At 62.8% G+C, this 18,948-nt stretch carries 17 protein-coding genes; 2 read left to right on the forward strand and 15 right to left on the reverse strand.

The annotated features are described in order from the left end of the window. Positions 1 to 153: 153 nt before the first annotated feature. The 7 genes from AC1VV3_RS20600 to AC1VV3_RS20630 all read right to left on the reverse strand — a co-directional run bounded on the left by AC1VV3_RS20600 (position 154) and on the right by AC1VV3_RS20630 (position 10,041). Positions 154 to 2,487 (reverse strand): PAS domain-containing sensor histidine kinase, encoded by a 2,334-nt coding sequence (locus AC1VV3_RS20600; protein ID WP_482962345.1) that lies wholly within the window; start codon positions 2,485 to 2,487, stop codon positions 154 to 156. A 139-nt stretch (positions 2,488 to 2,626) separates the two neighbouring features. Further along, positions 2,627 to 4,840, reverse strand: coding sequence for a TonB-dependent receptor (locus AC1VV3_RS20605; protein WP_482962346.1), 2,214 nt, complete (start codon positions 4,838 to 4,840; stop codon positions 2,627 to 2,629). Positions 4,841 to 5,020: 180 nt separating this feature from the next. Next, on the reverse strand, positions 5,021 to 5,809 hold the full coding sequence (locus AC1VV3_RS20610; RefSeq protein ID WP_431568161.1) for a CPBP family intramembrane glutamic endopeptidase: 789 nt from the start codon (positions 5,807 to 5,809) through the stop codon (positions 5,021 to 5,023). Positions 5,810 to 5,930: 121 nt separating this feature from the next. Continuing rightward, on the reverse strand, positions 5,931 to 6,719 hold the full coding sequence (gene tetH, locus AC1VV3_RS20615; RefSeq protein WP_431568162.1) for a thiosulfate dehydrogenase: 789 nt from the start codon (positions 6,717 to 6,719) through the stop codon (positions 5,931 to 5,933). 10 nt (positions 6,720 to 6,729) lie between these two features. Then, positions 6,730 to 8,346: a serine hydrolase gene (locus AC1VV3_RS20620; RefSeq protein WP_431568163.1), complete on the reverse strand. Its 1,617-nt coding sequence runs from the start codon at positions 8,344 to 8,346 to the stop codon at positions 6,730 to 6,732. A 146-nt stretch (positions 8,347 to 8,492) separates the two neighbouring features. Then, on the reverse strand, positions 8,493 to 9,497 hold the full coding sequence (gene tehA / locus AC1VV3_RS20625) for a dicarboxylate transporter/tellurite-resistance protein TehA (protein ID WP_482962347.1): 1,005 nt from the start codon (positions 9,495 to 9,497) through the stop codon (positions 8,493 to 8,495). A gap of 148 nt (positions 9,498 to 9,645) precedes the next feature. Beyond that, entirely contained in the window at positions 9,646 to 10,041 is a 396-nt protein-coding gene (locus tag AC1VV3_RS20630) for a PCC domain-containing protein (RefSeq protein ID WP_482963167.1), read from the reverse strand. Between the two features lie 257 nt (positions 10,042 to 10,298). On the opposite strand from AC1VV3_RS20630, the gene AC1VV3_RS20635 reads away from it, so the two are divergent. Beyond that, the gene (locus AC1VV3_RS20635) at positions 10,299 to 11,753 is read left to right on the forward strand and encodes a catalase (RefSeq protein ID WP_482962348.1); all 1,455 of its coding nucleotides are present in this window, start codon (positions 10,299 to 10,301) and stop codon (positions 11,751 to 11,753) included. Positions 11,754 to 12,203: 450 nt separating this feature from the next. Next, entirely contained in the window at positions 12,204 to 12,980 is a 777-nt protein-coding gene (locus AC1VV3_RS20640) for an alpha/beta fold hydrolase (protein ID WP_431568222.1), read from the forward strand. 271 nt (positions 12,981 to 13,251) lie between these two features. Here the strand turns inward: AC1VV3_RS20640 and AC1VV3_RS20645 are convergent, their stop codons facing one another. The 8 genes from AC1VV3_RS20645 to tnpC all read right to left on the reverse strand — a co-directional run bounded on the left by AC1VV3_RS20645 (position 13,252) and on the right by tnpC (position 18,934). Beyond that, positions 13,252 to 14,223, reverse strand: a complete 972-nt coding sequence (locus AC1VV3_RS20645) for a tyrosine-type recombinase/integrase (RefSeq protein WP_482963168.1) — start codon at positions 14,221 to 14,223, stop codon at positions 13,252 to 13,254. Next, positions 14,224 to 14,505, reverse strand: a complete 282-nt coding sequence (locus AC1VV3_RS20650) for a hypothetical protein (protein ID WP_482962349.1) — start codon at positions 14,503 to 14,505, stop codon at positions 14,224 to 14,226. It abuts the gene before it with no gap. 282 nt (positions 14,506 to 14,787) lie between these two features. Next, the gene (locus AC1VV3_RS20655; RefSeq protein WP_431568167.1) at positions 14,788 to 15,261 is read right to left on the reverse strand and encodes a sigma factor-like helix-turn-helix DNA-binding protein; all 474 of its coding nucleotides are present in this window, start codon (positions 15,259 to 15,261) and stop codon (positions 14,788 to 14,790) included. 14 nt (positions 15,262 to 15,275) lie between these two features. Beyond that, entirely contained in the window at positions 15,276 to 15,581 is a 306-nt protein-coding gene (locus tag AC1VV3_RS20660) for a hypothetical protein (RefSeq protein ID WP_431568168.1), read from the reverse strand. 33 nt (positions 15,582 to 15,614) lie between these two features. After that, positions 15,615 to 15,881 (reverse strand): tyrosine-type recombinase/integrase, encoded by a 267-nt coding sequence (locus AC1VV3_RS20665; protein WP_431568169.1) that lies wholly within the window; start codon positions 15,879 to 15,881, stop codon positions 15,615 to 15,617. Further along, positions 15,878 to 16,489: a tyrosine-type recombinase/integrase gene (locus tag AC1VV3_RS20670; RefSeq protein WP_482962350.1), complete on the reverse strand. Its 612-nt coding sequence runs from the start codon at positions 16,487 to 16,489 to the stop codon at positions 15,878 to 15,880. Before AC1VV3_RS20670 ends, AC1VV3_RS20665 begins: the two co-directional genes overlap by 4 nt. A 538-nt stretch (positions 16,490 to 17,027) precedes the next feature. Then, entirely contained in the window at positions 17,028 to 17,324 is a 297-nt protein-coding gene (locus tag AC1VV3_RS20675; RefSeq protein ID WP_431568171.1) for a hypothetical protein, read from the reverse strand. Then, positions 17,324 to 18,934, reverse strand: a complete 1,611-nt coding sequence (tnpC, locus tag AC1VV3_RS20680) for an IS66 family transposase (protein ID WP_482962351.1) — start codon at positions 18,932 to 18,934, stop codon at positions 17,324 to 17,326. Before tnpC ends, AC1VV3_RS20675 begins: the two co-directional genes overlap by 1 nt. Positions 18,935 to 18,948: the final 14 nt, after the last annotated feature.

Raw genomic sequence — 18,948 nt, forward strand, 5'->3', positions numbered from 1 at the left:
CTTGTTTCCGCTTCGGCTACTGCTGGTAGCTCACATCTTGGCCAGGACGCCCTCATAATCGTTGCGACGTTCTCCCGATATCGCAGCAACCGAGTTGATGCCCGCTCGGACAGATCCCGGCCCTACCGACGAAGCTAACCGCGTTCTGGCACATCAGTCTGCAGCCGAAGATCTCGAAGCAAGCGGCAGGTCAAACGTGAAACACGCCCCTCCTCCGTCGCCGTTAGTGACTGTCAGCTGACCACCCATGGCCTCGACAGCCGAGCGACATATCTGCAACCCCATCCCGATGCCTGTCGCCTTGGTCGTGAAGAAGGGTTCGAAAAGCCTCTGCAGGTTCTCTTCCGGTATGCCTGGCCCGGTATCATAGACGCGCACTCGCGCCGTATCGCCCTGCTCCGATATCTCGATGGATATTCGGCGTGGCTCGACCTGGCCGCGCATCGCGTCCGCTGCATTGGTCACCAGATTCACGAGCACTTGCTGCAACTCCACCGCGTCGCCCCTGATCATCGGCAATCTGGCAGGCGCGCTGATCTGCAACTCTACACTCGATCTCGCCAGGTCGTGGGTCAGTACGTCAGCGGTCTCGTTCACGAGTTTCGGCAGGTCGATTTCTTGCACCGCGCGCCTACCGGCCACGATATTCTCGCGCGTTCTAGCCACGATATCCGCAGCCCGCTCGGCCGTGCGTTCGACCCGGTCCAATACGCGCTCGATCTTCTCGATGTCCGGTCCATCACGCGACACTAGACGGCGGACGGTCTTCGCGTCGATCAGCAGTGACGCTATCGGCTGGTTCAGCTCGTGAGCGATGGACGCGGAAAGAGCACCGACGGTGGCGACCCGGTTCGCACGCGCCAGTTCCTGCTGAGTTGCGCGCCGCATCTCTTCGAGCCGCTCCTGCTCGGTCAGGTCGATGTGGCTCGACAGGTGTAAACCACCGGCCAACCGGTTGACCATAAAGTAGATCGGGATCCTGATCCCATCCTTCCCGATCAGCACGGTGCGGCCGTCGATGTGGTCGGTCCCGTCGTAATACATCTCGAGCTGGCGCAAGAGCACGGCTGGGCCCTCATCCGCGTTCTGCGCGGGCGGGTTGGCTGTGAGTTCAGCTACGCTGTCGTAGCCCATCAGGCGCGCGAGCGCCTCATTCACCCTCGTCGTGCGGATCAGCGAGAGCATATGAGCAAACTCGTCAGGATGCTCACCGAGATAGGCACCTAGCTCCGTAACGCCCTGCTCGCGGAGCCGATCAAGAAGAGGCTCGGTTGCGCTGAAGTCCATCTCGGCGAAGGTCATGTTGCTAACCTCGAAAAGGCCCGCATAGCGCCGCTCGGTCCGGAGCAGATCGTTCGTCCGCTCCTCCACCCGTTGCTCGAGCGTCTCGTTGAGCTCACGCACCTTCTGGTGCGCCAGAACCTCCTCATGGATGTCGGAGACGCCGCCGTAGTAGCGGATATCCTCGGAGCCATCGCCGACTTTGGCCGGGCGACCCACTAGAGACATCCAGCGGAAGTCTCCGTCCGCGTGCCGCAACCGATAGTTCACCCGCAGGATCTTGAGCGCAGACACTGCCTCCCGCTGTCGGATCAGAAACTCTCGTCGGTCATCAGGATGGACATCGAGCAGGTAGTCGCGTTGCCGGATTGTCGGGTGGAACTCCCGGCCTGACAACTGGGCATATCGGCCGTTGCAAAATTCAATGTTACCGTAGGTATCGGCGCGCCAGAGGAATTGGGGGACGGACTCCGTCAAGTTCGCCAGTTCGGCCTTGCTCGCCTCCAATTCGAGCCTGAGCGCTTGAAGCTCCTCCTTCGCCATGACTTCGTCGTGCACGTCCGATAGCCCGCCAAAACGCTCCACCAGGCCGGTGATGGGGGAGAAGGCGGGATTGTCGTAAATCTGCATCCACCGATAGCTGCCATCCGCCTGTCGGACCCGGACCTTCAGGTTTGTCACGGTCTGTTCCGCCACAGCCTTGGATACCGTCTCGCCCAAGATCGGCAGGTCGTCGGGATGCACGACGTCATTGTATCGCTGCCCGGCAAGCACGGACACGCGGTCAAGCCCAGTGACGGTCGTCCAACTCTGGTTGAGATACTCGATCTCACCCTGCGGATTGGATCGCCACAGCACGAACGGAACCGAGTTCGCGAAGAGGTCGACCTCCGAACGACTTCGCTCAAGATCCAGCTTGATAGCCTCGAGTCTCTTCCGGCCGACAAGCAGAGCCGCCGTGACGCTGATGGCGATGCATGCGAACAAGCATCTCAGACCGCTTGCCGGCGACGGATCACGAAGGTGGACGACCATCCAGGCGGTGATGGTCAGGGCGATACACGCCTTCGCCGCCCGAACGACCGCCTTTGATCCGGCGGCGAGCGAAACAAGGACGAGAACGACCAGGTAAAGTATTGATATCGCGAAGTCATACTCCGCGATGCTGTCTATCCAGAATACGCAGACCGCCAAGAGCGCAGCCAACGTGATTATGAAAAACCTACTCCGCCGTTCGCTCATGCCCCGCCAACTCTGCATCTCACCTCGGTCGATCGGTCCCAGGTCCCCCGATGCATAGCTGAACCACCGGCCGCTGTCGCGAAATCATTGCCGCGTGGCACCATCACCATTGTCGCGTGAACTGCAAACCGTAGGTGCGCGGTGGTGCCAGAACTCCGGACCCGCGGCTGCCATCCAGGTCACCGGTAATGGAGATGTTCGAGAACACCCTTGTGTCCGTCAGGTTGTCGACGAAAGCCGCGATCCTGTCCCTGCCTCCGGGCGCCACCAGGGTCATCCGGGCCTTGAGCCACCAATAGGCGGGCTGGGTCGCGCGAGGATCCTTGAAGGCTGAGAAGTAGATACGGTCCTGCCAGGTCGCATCCCCGCGGGCCGTGATCGACCAGCCACCCGATACGGGGAATGTTCGCTCCACGCCCGCGTTGGCCTTGAACGCCGGTGCCTGTGGCAGGGGATTGCCGGAAAGATCGAGGACGCCGAGCTGAGGGGTCTTCGTGTTGATCGTCCGGTATTCGCTGAAGCGCGCATGCAGATAGGTGGCGGAGAGGTTGACGCTCAGGCTCCGGCCAGGCCGTGCGGCAAGACTGGCCTCCACCCCATTGATCTTCGCCTTGGCCGCATTCCGGATCAGGACGGTGTTAGCATCCACATCCTGAACCTGCATGTCGGAATAGTCATAGTGGAACACGCTCGCCCGGAGATATGCCGACGGACCGATGTCCAGCTTCGTACCGACCTCATACGACCAGATGCTCTCCGGTTTGAAGGGCGTGTTCTGTCCGCTACCGACGTTGTAGCCTCCGGCCTTGAAGCCTCTGGAGGCGGTCGCATAGACCAGGGTGCCTGCGGTCGGCCGATATTCCAAACCCGCCTTCGGAGTGAACGAGCGGAACCGCACCGGCGGCAACCGAGCGTCGTTCTGCAGCGCGAAGCCGACGAAATCGAGCAGGTTCGTGCCCGCATGCCGGTCTTGGGAGTATCGCCCGCCGACAGTCACCGCCAACTTGGAGCCCAAAGCCAACGTCGCCTCCCCGAAGACCGCCCAGGTATCGGTCGTCGTGCTCCCGTTCGCCTTGAGAAGGCAGCAGTCCGCCACGCCCTGCCCGCCGAAGTATCCGGCTAGGAACGGGAAGAAAAACTCGTTCCGGATCGCGTTCCTCTCCCTAAAATAGGAAAGTCCGGCGACATAGCGCACGCCCGACTTCTCGGGATTGGACGCGAGGATGACGTCCTGGGTGACCTGCTCGGCCCGCTCCTGCTTGAACTGGGATTCACCCAGAACCGAGCTGTTCGTCAGGTCGTCGTAGTTCTGCGGACGGGTCCGCCGATAGGCGCTCGTCCAACTTAGCGTGCTGCCACCCAGATCGATTGCGACCGTCCCGCGCACTCCCCAGTTCTCCGGCTTGTTGTAGGGGAGGATGGAGGTCGAGACCTGCCGGCTTCCATATCCGCCGACCTCCCCCATTCCGATCCTCGCGTTGAAAAGCGGGCTGTTGTCGTAGCCCGGCCCCGAGAAGTGGAAGACGACCGCGCGATCGTCGGCCCGGTAGTAGTCGCCCGCGAGATCGACCGTGACGTCCGGTGCAGGCCGCCACCTCAGCGAGAGGCGCGACGTGACATCGTGCTGGTCCTCGGCGTGGCGTATGATCTCCCCGCCATCGACAGCACGGCCGAAGTAGAGGCGCGTGTAGCCGGAATGATTGTCGCTCCCGACGGCCCACCGGAAGCTGAGGTTCGGCGTGATCGGCCCACCGACCGCCCCCATCACGTCGATGTTGCTGTAATTCCCGACGGTGGCTGACGCGTCTCCGGTCCAGTCATCGGTCGGTCCGCGACTGACGAGGCTGATCGCGCCCGCAGTCGCGTTGCGTCCGTAGAGGGTGCCCTGCGGGCCCTTGAGGACCTCAACCCGATCGACATCGAACAAGGCGGGGGCGATCGCCGACGGGCGGGACAGGTAGACGCCGTCGGAATAGACTCCGATGCTGCTGTCGAACCCGCCGATGAATGTCACGGCACCGACGCCTCGGATGAAGAGCTGCGTCTCGCCTTGATAGGCGGTCAGCTGCATGCCGGTCTCGATCCTGGCCAATCCCTCGAACGTCCTCACGTTCGACCCGCGAAGCCGATCAGCGGTGAGAAGGTCGATGGACGCCGGCACGTCCCGCTCGGCGGCCGGCCGGCGTTGGGCCGTAACCACAATCTCGGCCTCGCCGTCACCGGTCTGAATGTCGCTCAACACCGCCGTCTTGGAAGGCGCTGCGTCCTGCGCCCAGGCAGCACAGGGCCAGCACCCCCCCACGACGATGATCGCCATCGTCCTCGCAATCACCACCCCGTTGAAACCCCGCCGCGCATGTGATCTCGTGGGCGTTCCCGTGCCCGCGTCGCACAGTTGGCCATTCCCGCCGCACTGTAGTGCATCAGCTCGTTGAACGAAAGAGGAACGCATCCTGTTAACTCGAGGTGACACGCGGAACGGTCGATCAGGTGGATGTCAGAAGGCGTCCGGGATAGCCCGCGGCTCCCGTCGCAGGATCGCAAGGGTTACGCAGAACGCAGCGGCGCCGATTAGAACCGCAACCAGCGAACCCTCCGGACCAAACGCGCCTCCCGTCACCCAACTCGGAAATCCTTCGTGCGGCATGCTTTGGAGGAGGCTGCCCTCGCTGGGCATTCCCGACACCGGCGCGCCGAAGATGCCGCCCTGCGCGAAGTTCCATCCCGCGTGGACGCCGACCGACAGCCAGATCCGCCCCGTCAGGAGGTAGAAGCCGGCGAGCATGAGCCCCGCCTCGACCGCGATGGCCGCCGCCGTGATGAAGGAAGCGTGGGGGTTGGCTAGGTGCGCCCCACCGAACAGAAGGGCGGACAGGATAAGCGCCGGCCTGACGCGTATCGCACATGCGAGCATCCGGAAGATCACCAGCCGCGCGAGCAGTTCCTCCAGCAGCCCGGTGCCCAGCGCCTCGCGAACGTCATGGGGAAAATCCGACCATCGACCGGTGGTGACATCGTAGGCCCCGACAATCCAAAGGGCACCAACCACGAGCGACATCAGGACGATGCCCAACGCCACACCGCCGATGATCTCGGCGGGCATCCGCCGGAGCGCCAGCTCTTCGACTTGGCGGTGCTCGAACCGCCGCACGAGACCGGCATAGGCGCCGTAGGCGAGCACCACCGTGACATACGCGATGACCAGCAGAAGCGTAGGGTTCGGCGCGACACTGCGGACGATCGACTGCAGCGAAAGTATCGCCACCATGACGATGAGCAGAGCCACCAGCCAGGCGAAGCTGCGCAGTGGACGACTCGGCCCCGGCCTCAGGACCCCACTCGCGATCGGGAGATGGCGAGCGAGCCAGGCGGTCGCCGGCGGCTCCACCGGTTCGACCTCACGCCGCCTACGATGCCTTCGCATAGGTGAAGCCCGCCTCCTGCAGCTCTACGAGATAGGCCACCACGCTGGGAACCAGAACGACGTCGTCGATCAGATTGTTCGTCAGATCCGCGGCGACCGTGTCGGGGCTTCCCGTGCCGGCCTTCGTAACGATGCCGCGCGCGATGGCGTGAATGGAATCGTGGCATGCTACCATCACCGCACCGCGCCGCTGCAGGGTCGCGATGTTGTTGTTGCCGGCTCCGTAGAACCCATCCACCTTCTGCCGATCATCGGTCGGGGACACCCCCGCCCGCTCGGCCACGAATGCGTTGCGGGTGATCTGGCCACCGGCGTTCGCCGCCAGGCCGTATCGGTCCCACATCGCCTGATTGAAGAGCGCGAGATGGGCGGTGCCGTGGACGGCGGCGACCGACAGGAAGTCGGGATGGCCATGCGCGAACACCTGGCCGTTCATCGCCTCCCGCATCAGGTTAAGCCACGGCGCACCAATGTCGGAACTCTCCCACATCTGCTTCCTGTCACCCCGATAGGAGAGCAGCAGGTCGGACGCCTCGTGATCCCACAGCTCGCGCCGATCGATCATGAACGGCACGGTGTCGAAGCTGCGCCGGCGCGGTGCAGTCCGGAGCCGCCGCGAGAGTTCGGCGAGCGCGCCCGATCCCGACGGAAGTGCGCTGCCGGCACCGCTGCCGCCAGCCTGGGCGAACGCCGCGCCGGGCATGGCAAGCAGCGCCGCCGCGCCACCGAGCATCGCGAACGCCCGGCGCCGATTGAGCGGTTGGTCGATCATCGCCGCCACCTTAGTATGCATAGACGTTGGCAGCGCGGCGCGCGATGCCGTCCATGAACATGGTCATGGCCCCGATCGTCGCGGCGTCCTGGATCTGATATCGCGCCGCCAGAGCGTCGAGGTTGGGATAGCCGACCCAGGTGCGTCCGCGGGCGTCCTCCCAGACGAGCATCCGCAGCGGCAGATCGAGACCGATCGCCTGCGTCACGTTCATGAGCTTCGTCCCCACCTTGGGATTGCCAAAGGTGATCACGGTCGTCGGTCGAAGTTGAAGATTTGCACCCTGCGCGTTGGCGGCATGGTCGACGGTCGCAAACACGGGGACCTTCGCCTCGGCGAGCGCGCTGCGGATCCGGGCGACGGTCTCGGCGGGGCCGTATTTGCTCTCTTCGACGACGATCTGCGCTTGGTCCACGCCTGGCCCGAGGTCCGCCTTGTATGCTTGGGCGATCTGACGGGCGAGGATCGTCAGATCTACGCCCTCCTTGTTGGTTAGCAACGTCACGCAGACGAGTTCGTCCGAAGCCGTGAAGCGGCTGAGATAGGAGCTGAAGCCGGGCGAATCTCCCTTCACCTCCATGAAGCCGGGATGGCGGGTGAACTCCCATCCGATCATCGCCGGGACCACGGTGCCGTTGGCCAGCTTGGTGGGCATGTAGACGACGTCGCGATCCGCCAGTTCCTTGATCAGGGTCGATCCAGCGAGGCCGATGTCCCATTTGCTGATGTCCTCGGCCGACGACCAGAGGTCACCGAAGCCGAAGAGATTGGATGACGTCTCGGGGGCGACCTTCGTCATCTGCCCGCCGACCATCCGGTAACCGGTAGCCGGCTCGACCGGATTGATGAACGGCTCTTCTGCCTTGAAGCGCGAGTGCTGATTGTCGTTCGGATGCGACGCCGGACGGTCAATCTTGGCTCGCGCTCCGAACTCGTCGGCGAACATCGTGCTCTCGAGATGCATCGTCTCGATCTGATGGCGCCGGACGAATTCACGATAGGGCACACCGCTCGAATGCTCGACGACGAGTGCCAGCAGCGTCGCGTCCGTTGCGCTCAGCGCCACCTTCGAGCCGCTCTTGAAACGGAGCGGCTCGGCGCGGACGAGATTGAGAAGCTCGTGCGGCTTGTATCGCTTCGCCTCGTCGATGTGCGTCCGATAGTCGGGGATGCCCGAGCTGTGCTGCATGAGCTGGAGAATGGTGATGCGGCTCCATGCCGCCGGGAGTTCTGGCACATACTTCGATGCCGGATCGGAGAGCTTCAGTTTCCCCGCCTCCTTCAGCTGCATGATGGCCACCGCCGTGAAGGCCTGGGTGACCGGGCCGATGTTCCACATGGTCTTGGTAGACGCGAGCTCGTCCAGCTCAAGGCTCGTCTTCCCGTATCCGGCCGACCGGGGAATGTATGGCGCCTGGACAATCGCCATCGTCAGGCCGGGCAGCTTATGCTTATCGATGAAGTCTGCGACCAGCTTGTCGATTGTTTCCCCATAGGTCGCCAACCGTGCGTCACCGCGGACGATGGGAAGCACCGGCGCCGGTGCCGTCTGCGCAATCGACACGGACGGAGCCATCGCCGCGAGCGCCGCGGTGAGCATGAGACGTTTGGAAAAGCTGCAGTGCATGGTCGTCCTTCCCTGCGAGAATTCGGCGCTCCGGGCGCCGGGTTTGGATGGACACATCTTTCGCAAGAGTGGGGCGGTCCGGCCATTGAACGCTAGGCGGGTTTGCCCCCGACTTCGGTAGTGACACAGGTGACGTCGGTGTGGCATCAGCCCACCCGCGCTACTGGGGGAATGGGCGCTGCGGAAATCGGCGGAGGCGTGATCAATCTTCCGCGGACCATCAGGGCCAGAGTGCCGATGGCGATACCCCCGACGACGAGATTCGCCAGAAGGAAGACGACCGGAGCCAGCGTCGCGATCGCACCGCCCCTATCCACCGGAGCCAGATGCACCATCGCACCGGCGAGCGCGGTCCCGCCGAAAGTGAAAGCCCAATAGCCGGGACCAAAGGGTTGCTCCGCAATCCACCGCGACAGGCGGATCAGCAGCATGGCTTGGAGAAGACCGTAGCCGATCAGGAGATGGACCACGAGATCGGGAGCACCATTTCCGACCGCCAGGTAGCTGACGGCCCCGACCGCCGGAGGCGCCAACTGGATGCCGAGGGTCGGTCGCAGGGCCGGCGGCATGGGCTCCGCGGTGTAGAGGCGAAGCAGCAGCACAGATTCCACCGCGAGCCATGTGAGGAAGCCTGCACCGAAGGCGAGTTGTCCCCACTCCTTCCATCCCAGCGACGCGGCGACGGTCCCGGTCACGAAGCCGCCCGCCACCATCGGGAGATAGAGCACCGGGGTCGTGGTTCCAGTCGCACGGCCTCCCTGCCACAGCAGTCCAGTGCGCCACAGCGCGAAGAACAACGTGAACCCGGCCCCCAGGATGAACAGAACGACCGCCGTCGGACGCGAATAGGCCAGTGCCCCCTGCGCGATCAGCAGCGTGCTGACCCCGGCCAAGCCGATGAAGCAGCATTGCACCGGATGCTCGGCCTCCTGCAACGCAGCCGCCCGCGCCCAGACCCACTTTAACGCGTAGAAGATGACGATTAGAAGCCACGCCGCGGCGGCGATTGCGAACAACACATCCGCAACAAAGGCCGGCGTGCCCCAAGCCGCATGCGAAGCGCGCCAAGCGTTCGATAGCCCGGCTAGGCCCAGGACGATGCCGAAGAAGGAGGCTGGGATGAGCGGTGGTCCGCCCGACTGCTTGCCCATGGGCGAATTCCTTTCCGATGCAGGGTTGGCCGAGCAGGCGGCGTTCCTGCTGCTCGCGACGCCTGGCATCGGTCAGGGTGGGACCGCAGATCGCCAAGGGGCAATCTGGACACTGGTATGGCCATCGCTGCCTAAGAGTGGGCGTAGCCTACGGCAGATGCAGCACGTAGCCCCCGACCGATAGCTCGGTCCGGCGATCAAAGCGCTCGGAATGCAGGGTCACCGTGATCTCAAGCGACCCCCTGTCCACTGTCAGCGCGAGGATATGCCCGCCGACCACGCCGAAGAGGACGCCGCCGCCGCTGGCGTGCGAATGGACCGAAGGTCGGCCCTTCTTCCATGCAAGCGTGCGATCGAGGTTGGTGATCTCGAGCCGGTGGAAGTCGTCGGGATCATAGGCACCCTTCGCATGGTTGAAGAATCCGAACCGGGCCTTCTCCACGAAACCGAACCCGGAGACACCCGCGGACGGGATGTTTCGGCCCGGGTGAGCGCCTCGAGGCAGGCGATGACTTTGTCCCCCTCCCCCAAGACCATCAGGTATCCGGTCGGGATCGCAAAATCGCGGCGCGCATCGCTCCTTGTCTGGGTTCCTTCATCACCCCCCTCACCGCTCTCGCACCGCAGTAGCGAGGGTGCCAATCCAGACGCTGGTATAAGGGATGAAAGCGTTGGGGAGCGCGCACAGCTTTCCTGTCGCCATACCTTGGTCGGTCATCAACCACACCCTTGGCGAATGCCTCTCAGCGAGCGCGCGCACTACGCTCCCCTCAACGAAGCACGATTCACAAGGGACACGACATGGCGCGAACCGACCTGACCACAGCCGCGGGCACGCCCGTCGTCGACAACGTCAACATCATGACGGCTGGCCCGCGCGGCCCCGCCCTCCTCCAGGACGTCTGGCTGATCGAGAAGCTCGCCCATTTCGACCGCGAGGTGATCCCGGAGCGCCGCATGCACGCGAAGGGCTGGGGTGCCTTCGGAACCTTCACGGTCACCCACGACATCTCGGCCTACACGAAGGCGAAGATCTTCTCCGAGGTCGGCAAGGAGACACCGCTGTTCATGCGCTTCTCCACGGTGGCAGGAGAGCGCGGCGCCGCCGACGCCGAGCGCGACATCCGCGGCTTCTCCGTCAAGTTCTACACCGAGGAGGGCAACTGGGACGTCGTCGGCAACAACACGCCCGTCTTCTTCTTTCGCGACCCGCTCCGCTTTCCCGATCTCAACCACGTCGTGAAGCGCGATCCGCGCACCGGTCTCCGCAGCGCGCAGAACAACTGGGATTTTTGGAGCCTGCTCCCCGAGGCGCTCCACCAGGTCACCATCGTCATGTCCGATCGCGGCATCCCGCGCGGCTTCCGTCACATGCACGGCTTCGGCAGCCACGCCTACAGCATGATCGACGACGAGAACCGCCGCGTATGGGTGAAATTCCACTTCCGCTGCCGGCAAGGCATCGAGAACCTGACGGATGCAGAAGCCGAGGCCGTCGTCAGCAAGGACCGGGAGAGCAGCGGCCGCGATCTGATGGAGGCGATCGACGCCGGTGACTTCCCGCGGTGGCAGCTCTGCATCCAGATCATGAGCGAGGAACAGGCTCGCGTGCACCGGCACAACCCCTTCGATCTCACCAAGGTCTGGCCAAAGGGAGAGTATCCGCTTATCCCGGTCGGCGAGGTTGAACTTAATCGGAACCCCGAGAATTTTTTCGCCGAAGTAGAACAGGCCGCCTTCACGCCAGCCAACGTCGTCCCCGGCATCGGCTTCTCGCCTGACAAGATGCTGCAGGCGCGCCTCTTCTCCTACGGTGACGCCGCCCGCTACCGGCTAGGGGTCAATCACCACTCGATCCCGGTGAACGCGCCGAAGTGCCCGTTCCACAGTTATCACCGCGACGGGCAGATGCGCGTCGACGGCAACCTCGGCGGCACGACGCCCTACTGGCCCAACAGCGCCGGTGAGTGGCAGGACCATCCGGAGCTGAAGGAAACTCCGCTGCCGATCGGCGATCTGGCCGATCATTGGGATCACCGGGTCGACGAGGATCACTATGAACAGCCCGGCATCCTCTACCGGAATATGAGCTCGGCCCAGCAGGAAGTCCTTTTCTCAAACACGGCCCGGGCGATGAACGGCGCGAGCCTGGAGGTGCAGCGTCGCCATGTCGGCAACTGCCTGCGAGCCGATCCTGCCTATGGTGCAGGCGTCGCCAGCGCGCTGGGACTCGAGTTGGAAGAAGCTGTCGACTGAAACCGCCGCTACCAACGTGGACCCGCCACCTACGAAGGTCTGGCTGGAAGGGGACGCTACCGGGAGCTAGTTTCAAAGTGCCTTTCAGGCATCCTCTCCTAACTAAAGGTCGGCCTTCGGGTCGGCCTTTTCTTTGCCAGTTGCAGATGGCCTACAGCGAAAACGTTGCTCACCTCCCGGGCAGCAATCGGACACCGTCGACGCCTTGACAGGTTGAGGCCTGCCCGGCCAGATTAGAGTATCACGCTGAAGGCGCAAATACCCGGTCGTCGACCATACGAACTAGCGCCCCGCTCCATCGGGCCACGCCTGATGACGGCGATGAAAGGCCATACCAGGGTAGGCCTAAAAACAGACTACTGAATGATGGTGCTGAGTTTCTCGGCGGGCAAATACTCGGTCATCACTTCGACGCGGACTTCTATCCGCCGGCAATGGAAGGACGACCCAATGCGTAGAGTTCTACTAGCGGCCCTGTCATATCTCGCCCTCGCTGCCTCCGTGCCGGCGAGCGCTCAGACGGAGCCCCGCCCTGTCATCATCCTCGTCCATGGAGCATTCGCCGGATCATCGAGCTGGACTGGAGTGATCGCCCGTCTCGAGAAGTCGGGCTACCGAGTCATCGCGGCGGCCAACGGACTTCGCAGCGTGAAGCAGGATGCCGCGCCGATATCGGCTCTCGTGCATTCGATCCATGGCCCGGTCATTCTGGTCGGCCACTCCTACGGCGGCCCGGTCATCACTGCGGCGGCCGAAGGCAACGCCAACGTGAAAGCGCTGGTCTACGTGTCGGCCTTCGCTCCCGAGGTGGGCGAGAATGCCCTCGAACTGAGCGGCAAGTTCCCGGGAAGCACCTTGGGCGACACCCTTACCAGCGTGCCCCTCGCGGACGGAGGCGAAGACCTCTACGTCGAGAGCAGCAAGTTCCACCACCAGTTTGCCGGCGACGTCCCTGACTCGACCGCCGCGACCATGGCCGCAACGCAGCGTCCGGTCACAAAGGCGGCGCTGAGCGAGCCGACCGACGTTGCGACGTGGAAGACGATCCCGAACTACGCGATCTACGGGACAGCCGACCGGAACATTCCACCTGCCGCCATGAAGTTCATGGCAGAGAGAGCCCATTCGAAGAAGACCGTTGTTGTCTCCGGCGCCTCGCACTCCATCATGGTGTCTCATCCCGACGAGGTGGAAGCGCTCATCGAGTTGGCGGCCACCGCCCGTTGAAGCTTATGAGTGGTCTATCGGCAACCGACCCTACGCTTTCAGCAAGCATGAGATACCGATCCGCGAAGAGGATCGTCAGTTCCACTGGCCGGTAGGCCGTCGTCCTGACGATCATCCTGCGCTGAGTGACCTCGGCCTATAGCCAAGGTTTTCGAACGGTTCAGGCCCCTCTGGCAGAGATGCGAATGGCCGATTGTTGGGAAGCCAGACAATCGGCAGGTTCGTCAGGCATGGCCGCTTTGGCCCAAGCTAAGTTCTGTCCCAAGCTCAGTCATTCCAGCTTGCGCGCGAGACGACCAACCGCTCCTGCTTCAGCAGCCAGGTTGCGATTATAGGCGAGCGGCATGCGCGGACTTTTCCAGCTCAACGCGTCCATGATTCCGGCCAGATCTTCTCCCGCGACGAACAGGTCTTGATTGAGACCCACACGCGTCGAATGCGCGCTGATCCCTTTTAGAAGCCGCGACAGATCATCAGCGGTCAGGTCTCCCAATGCGCCGCAGTCGAACGCGCGCTGGATTATTGCCCGCCAGATCGGTCCGATCGATCCCGGATGGAGCGCCGCGGCACCGATGTCATATTCGATCCGCGCCTTGACCGCGGGCTTTGACAGCGTTTTGCGCAAATCCCACGTCTCCCGGCCCGAGATGCTCGCGATCGGACGGCCCTTCACGGCTGCCCGCGCCTTGTAGCGCCTGACCTGCACCCGCCTGAATAATGGCCCTGCGTCGATCCCTGCCGCCTCTTTCCACGCCGCGATCGCCCGCACGGAACGTGGTGACAGATAAGCTGTGGCCCCCTCGCCTTCCTGATCTCCCTTGCTGCGCGCGATCGCAAGAAGGCGCGCCTCTGGATCAAGCGCCTCGAGGATGTCATCCACCTTGATCGCAACAAGCTCCGATGCGCGCAGCCCCGTGTCGTAGGCCACCGACAACAGCGCTCGATCCCGCAGGCCCGGCAGATCGTCCGCGCAAGCTTCCAGCAATGCCCGCACATTCAGCCCGCGGGGACTGTCGCGCTCCACGTCTCGCACCGGCCCCTTGAAGCGCAACGGACGCGCCTGAGCCTGCGCGGTGCCCTTCTCGCGCCGGATCGCGCGCAGCCGCAACTTCACGAGATCAGCCTGGGTGGGATCCTTGAGGTCGAGCAGCTGATGGATTTTGGCGATCGATGCTTTGTAGCGCCCGAGCGAGGCAGGCTTTGCCCCCTTCCCTGCCCGCGCATCGAGGTAGTCGGCGACGATCTACGGCTTCGCTGGTAGCGCGATCCTCTTCATGCGTCGGCACCAGAAGTCGAATGCCTCAAGATCGGATTTCAGCGCGCGGACCGAGTGCGGCGAGCTGGCGGCCTGGTAAGCGGCTATCAGTTCAGCGTTGACGACGATACGGGCTTCGGCGCGCATCTGGGTAGCAGTCCAGGCAAGCTCGGACATCGCCGCCGGCGTCAGGGCGGCCGTCACAGCGCCAGAGGCGTCGAATTCGCCGGTTTCAGGGCTTTCCTGCCCTTCTGATGCTCTGCCCTCCATAGCGGCCGCTGTAGCGCATCTTATAAAGATGCGTCAAACACGCTTATATGATAAGTGCAATTATCGTGGGTTGATTTGGCCGGCTGAACTTGAGATCAATACAGTCGTTTGGCACGGTTACTCCGATAGCGAACCGCCGTAACCCGAAAAACAGGGTGATATGTCTGTATTGACCACCTCGCTGCCGGCATCCAACCCGGTGAAATCGGAATCCCAATGGGTGGCCCTCTATCGAGGGGGAGCTGTATGTTCGTTTAGCCGGGATCGGCGCACCAAAGCGGATCACCCAAGACTTGCAACCAGCGCGATGACTTCTTCCAAGTTTGCCCGAACGAAATTGGGCAACATCAGCAACCGCTGTATTCGCTCCCTATCAATGGGCAATAAGTCGGCCAGCGTCCTATAATTCCCGTATTGGAGCGCAACTACAGTTCTCTGACTGATGGGAAGCTCCTCAACCGGTGTCTGAGGAGTAACTGTGTCAGCAACGGGACGCTGCCTCTCGCGATTAAGCTCGAGCGCCCGGTGGTAGAGTTGACTTGCCCGAGCAGGGCTGACGCCGAGCTTGGCTGCGATTTCCCGAAATGTTCGGCCCTCCGACCGCAGTTGCACAGTCAGCTGGCGCCGCTCTTCGCCTGCGGCGATCTTGGCACGTTCATACGGACGCATAAACAATCTCCCCGTAGCCCGCTCGAGGATAATGCCGGAAATGGGTTCAATTGCAATTAGGGGGTGCCACCCCCAGGCCCCTCTCATGTGCACGCAGGAGATCACGCTGGGCGGGGGCTCCGTGGAGATCGCAACGCCGGTCGAAAGGCCACCACATTTCCGGCGTCCGATTTGCTGCAGAGGGGCGCCGCACCCGCGCTGATGACGCCACCTTCTGACGGCAACGCCTGATCGTCGGCCGCACGGCTCAATGTATCGGCCCAATGCTGAAGCATTCGCCGGCGGGGGGTTAGATAGAGCGCGCTGTTGTAGGCGCCGCGAATCTCATCGTCGTCGGAATGCGCGAGCGCCAGTTCGATCCAGTCGGAATTGTAGACTTCCTGCTCGTTGGCCCAGGTCGAAGCCATCCCGCGGAAACCGTGCACGGTCTGCCGGCCGCGCTAGCCCATGCGATAGCACGCATAGCTCATCATGTTCTGTGAGATGGGTTTTCCAATCTTGGTGCCTGGGAACACCAGACGTTCGCCGTTGGTCTCCCGTAACTGGCGCCGCAGCAGGTCGACTGCCTGATGCGAAAGCGGGACGATATGCTCGCGATCCATCTTCATCCGTTCACCCGGAATGCGCCAGAGTGGGTTCACCCCATCGAGGTCCTCGAACTCATGCCAGGCAACAAAGCGCGTCTCGCTGGTGCGAGACCAGGTCAACAGGGTGAACAGCAGCGCCTCTGGCGTGATCTCACGCCGCCGGGGACCTCGTCGCCATCATAGTCGTGGATCGCCTGTACCAGCTCAGGAAGCCTCTGGAGCAGCAGCCGCGCCATGTGCCGAACCTTCGGCCGCGGCTTGAGGGCCCCGGTCAGGTGAATCGACGGATCATTAGTGGCCCAGCCATTGGCGATCGCATAGCGAAACACCTGCCCGATCGACTGCTTGATGCGCCGGCTGACATCGAGCGCGCCGCGATTCTCGACGGCCTGGAGCAGCTTGAGGATTTCGGGCGCGGTGATTTCGCCGATCGGCCGCGCGCCGATGGCCGGAAACACGTCACGCTCGAAGCGGTTCAGCAAACGCCCGGCGTGGGTCGGATTAAGCCCTTCGGTGCGGTTGGCATGCCACTGGCGCGCAATCACCTCGAAGCTCTCTGGTGTGAACGCGGGCGCAGGTGCGGAGACTTTGCGCGCGACACCCGGGTCCTTGCCTTGCGCGAGCAGCGCCTTGGCCGCGTCGCGCATCGAGCGCGCACTGGCCATCGACACATCGGGGTACTTGCCGAAGCTGAGCAGCTTTTCCTTGCCGCCAAAGCGGTATTTCATCCGCCACAGCTTTGAGCCGACGGTTGCACCAGGACATGCAACCCGCCGCCATCGGCGAGCTTGTACGGCCGGCGGCGCTTGGTGGCATATTTGACCTCAAGTTCCTTGAGCGACACGTGGGGGTATCCGTCTGGGGGTATCGCGAGGAAAATACCCCCAAAAATACCCCCACAGCAAATGACCGTGGGGGTATCGAACGGGATGCATTGGGACGCACGACAGTCCGCCGGGATGGTCGAAAATATGTGATATCGTTCGGAAAGCGTTCGCCCGTGGACGGTACCGGACAGAGCGGGACGGTCGGATCGGGACTGGATGTGGTTGCGGGGGCAGGATTTGAACCGCCGCCGCCGGGAAGCTGTATCCTAATTCCGCAATCAGCCACATTTAGGATACGTTCAGGATACACTTGCGTGAGATACCGCGAGTAGGCGTGGCTCTTCCAAAGACACTTACATGCTGATTTATAGATTTTTTTTGGAAAGCTTTTACCGCCTTATACCTTGTGAAACATCGATCCTTCGTAACCGTCCGATTGTTACCGCGGTGGTTGGGCCTTGAAGCGAGTGGCGAGTTCGGGGTCGCCGACGAAGGCATCGAGAAAGCCGTGCCAGGTCTGGGTGGTGCGGCGTGCTTCTCGAAGCATATCTGACAATTCGTCGACGCCATCGTCGGTGAGCGCCGTAATGGTCTCATCCGGGCCAGTGTAAACGCTGATGATGCTGCCGTATGTCAGATTGTCGCCGCTCCAGATGATGGCTTGCAACAGTTCCACGTCCTCGCCGAGCATTTCGGCAGCATAGGCCAGTGTGTGCACATGGGTGATCGTGGCCATCAGGCTACCTCTGCCAACGGTAGCAAGGGCACCCATTTCCAAGGCAGCAATTCCTCGATCCGGTTGATCTTATGATCATGGATACGGCCGAGCACGTCGGCGAGATAAGCTTGCGGATCCAGTCCGCTCATCTTGGCACTTTCAATAAGCGTCATGGCCCGCGCCAGGGTTTCAGCGCCTGCTTCGGAGCCCGCGAAGAGCCAGTTGCGTCTTCCGAGACCGATAGGTCTCACGGCTCGCTCAGCGGCATTGTTATCGATGGCGACGCGCCCGTCTTCGATGAACAGTGAGAAGGCCTGCCAGCGACCCAAGCCATACCTAATGGCGCTGGCCAGGTCGCCCTTGACGGGGATGCGAGTGAGTTGCTGCTCGGCCCAGGCGCGCAATGCCTCGAGTTTGGGTTTGCTATGCTCCTGGCGGATGGCACGCCGAACATCGGCAGGTTTCCCGGCGATTTCGCGTTCGATGTCGTACAACTGGCCGATGCGATCGAGGGCTTCTCGCGCTATCGGTGATTTGTTCGCTTTCCAGATGTCGTGGAAGTCACGTCGCCAATGGGCGAAGCAGGCAGCTTCCCGGAAGCGCGGTTCGCCGTCTGCGCCGGGCTCATAGAGCTTCGCATATCCCTTGTAGGCGTCGGCCTGGAGAATGCCGCTCGCATTGCAAAGGTGGTTTTGCACATGCTCCGCCTTCCAGTTGGGGGCAAAGCGATAGACCACACCCGGCGGTGCCGGACCGTTCCACGGGCGCTGATCGCAGACATAACCCCAGATCCTGCCTTGCTTCACGCCCTTACCGAGCCCCTGGGCCCGCCTTGTGTGATCCAGCACTTGGATCGGTGTATCATCGGCGTGGATGACGGTGCTGGCCAGGACCGATGCCTCAATACGCTCGATCAGGGGCTGCAGGGTTCGCATCGCCTTGCCGCACCAGTCAGCCAGCGTGCTGCGGGGAATGTCAGCGCCCATGCGGGTAAGGATTTCGTTCTGCCGGTACAGCGGCAAGTGATCGTCGAACTTTGAGACGAGCACGTAGGCAAGCAGGCTGCTGCCGGCCATGCTGCCGGGGATCGGGCGGCTCGGAGCCGGCACCTGCACCATTTTCTCGCAGCAGCGGCAGGACTTCTTCGGCCGCGCTACCTCGATCACCTTCAGCTTGGCTGTGATCATCTCGAGGATTTCGCTCACGTCCTCGCCGACGAGGCGTAACTCGCCCCCGCAATCGGGACAAGCGGCGCCCGGGTCGAGTTCATTTCGCTCGCGCGGCGTGTCGGACGCAACGCGCGGACGCCGGGCCATGGCCCGTGCGCTGTCTACGTGCGCAGTGGCCTCATCCTCTTCGACATCCGTCGGCAAAGCGACGGTTTGTGCCGCGGCGACCAGAATGTCCTCTAGGGCCAGTTCCAGCTGCTCGATCTCGCGTTCGATCTTTTCCGAGGATTTGCCGAAGGCCTGCTTCTTCAGTTTTGCAATGCGCAGACGCAGGGCCTGAACCACCAGATCATGTGCACGGACCGTTGCCGCCAGCTTCGCGTTTTCCGCCTGCAAGTCGGCGATTATCGCCTTCAGCAAAGCTGGGTCTTCGGGAAGATTTTGCGCCGCGCTCAGCATGATCCTGCTTACCA

The sequence above is a fragment of the Novosphingobium sp. BL-S-34 genome (genome assembly GCF_056857015.1).

Excerpts from the sequence above, each read along its gene's own strand:
- AC1VV3_RS20605 (WP_482962346.1), bottom strand. The coding sequence starts at position 4,840 with ATGGCGATCATCGTCGTGGGGGGGTGCTGGCCCTGTGCTGCCTGGGCG.
- tetH (WP_431568162.1), bottom strand. The coding sequence starts at position 6,719 with ATGATCGACCAACCGCTCAATCGGCGCCGGGCGTTCGCGATGCTCGGT.
- AC1VV3_RS20620 (WP_431568163.1), bottom strand. The coding sequence starts at position 8,346 with ATGCACTGCAGCTTTTCCAAACGTCTCATGCTCACCGCGGCGCTCGCG.
- tehA (WP_482962347.1), bottom strand. The coding sequence starts at position 9,497 with ATGGGCAAGCAGTCGGGCGGACCACCGCTCATCCCAGCCTCCTTCTTC.
- AC1VV3_RS20635 (WP_482962348.1), top strand. The coding sequence starts at position 10,299 with ATGGCGCGAACCGACCTGACCACAGCCGCGGGCACGCCCGTCGTCGAC.
- AC1VV3_RS20640 (WP_431568222.1), top strand. The coding sequence starts at position 12,204 with ATGCGTAGAGTTCTACTAGCGGCCCTGTCATATCTCGCCCTCGCTGCC.
- AC1VV3_RS20650 (WP_482962349.1), bottom strand. The coding sequence starts at position 14,505 with ATGGAGGGCAGAGCATCAGAAGGGCAGGAAAGCCCTGAAACCGGCGAA.
- AC1VV3_RS20655 (WP_431568167.1), bottom strand. The coding sequence starts at position 15,261 with ATGAGAGGGGCCTGGGGGTGGCACCCCCTAATTGCAATTGAACCCATT.
- AC1VV3_RS20660 (WP_431568168.1), bottom strand. The coding sequence starts at position 15,581 with ATGGCTTCGACCTGGGCCAACGAGCAGGAAGTCTACAATTCCGACTGG.
- AC1VV3_RS20670 (WP_482962350.1), bottom strand. The coding sequence starts at position 16,489 with ATGAAATACCGCTTTGGCGGCAAGGAAAAGCTGCTCAGCTTCGGCAAG.
- AC1VV3_RS20675 (WP_431568171.1), bottom strand. The coding sequence starts at position 17,324 with ATGGCCACGATCACCCATGTGCACACACTGGCCTATGCTGCCGAAATG.
- tnpC (WP_482962351.1), bottom strand. The coding sequence starts at position 18,934 with ATGCTGAGCGCGGCGCAAAATCTTCCCGAAGACCCAGCTTTGCTGAAG.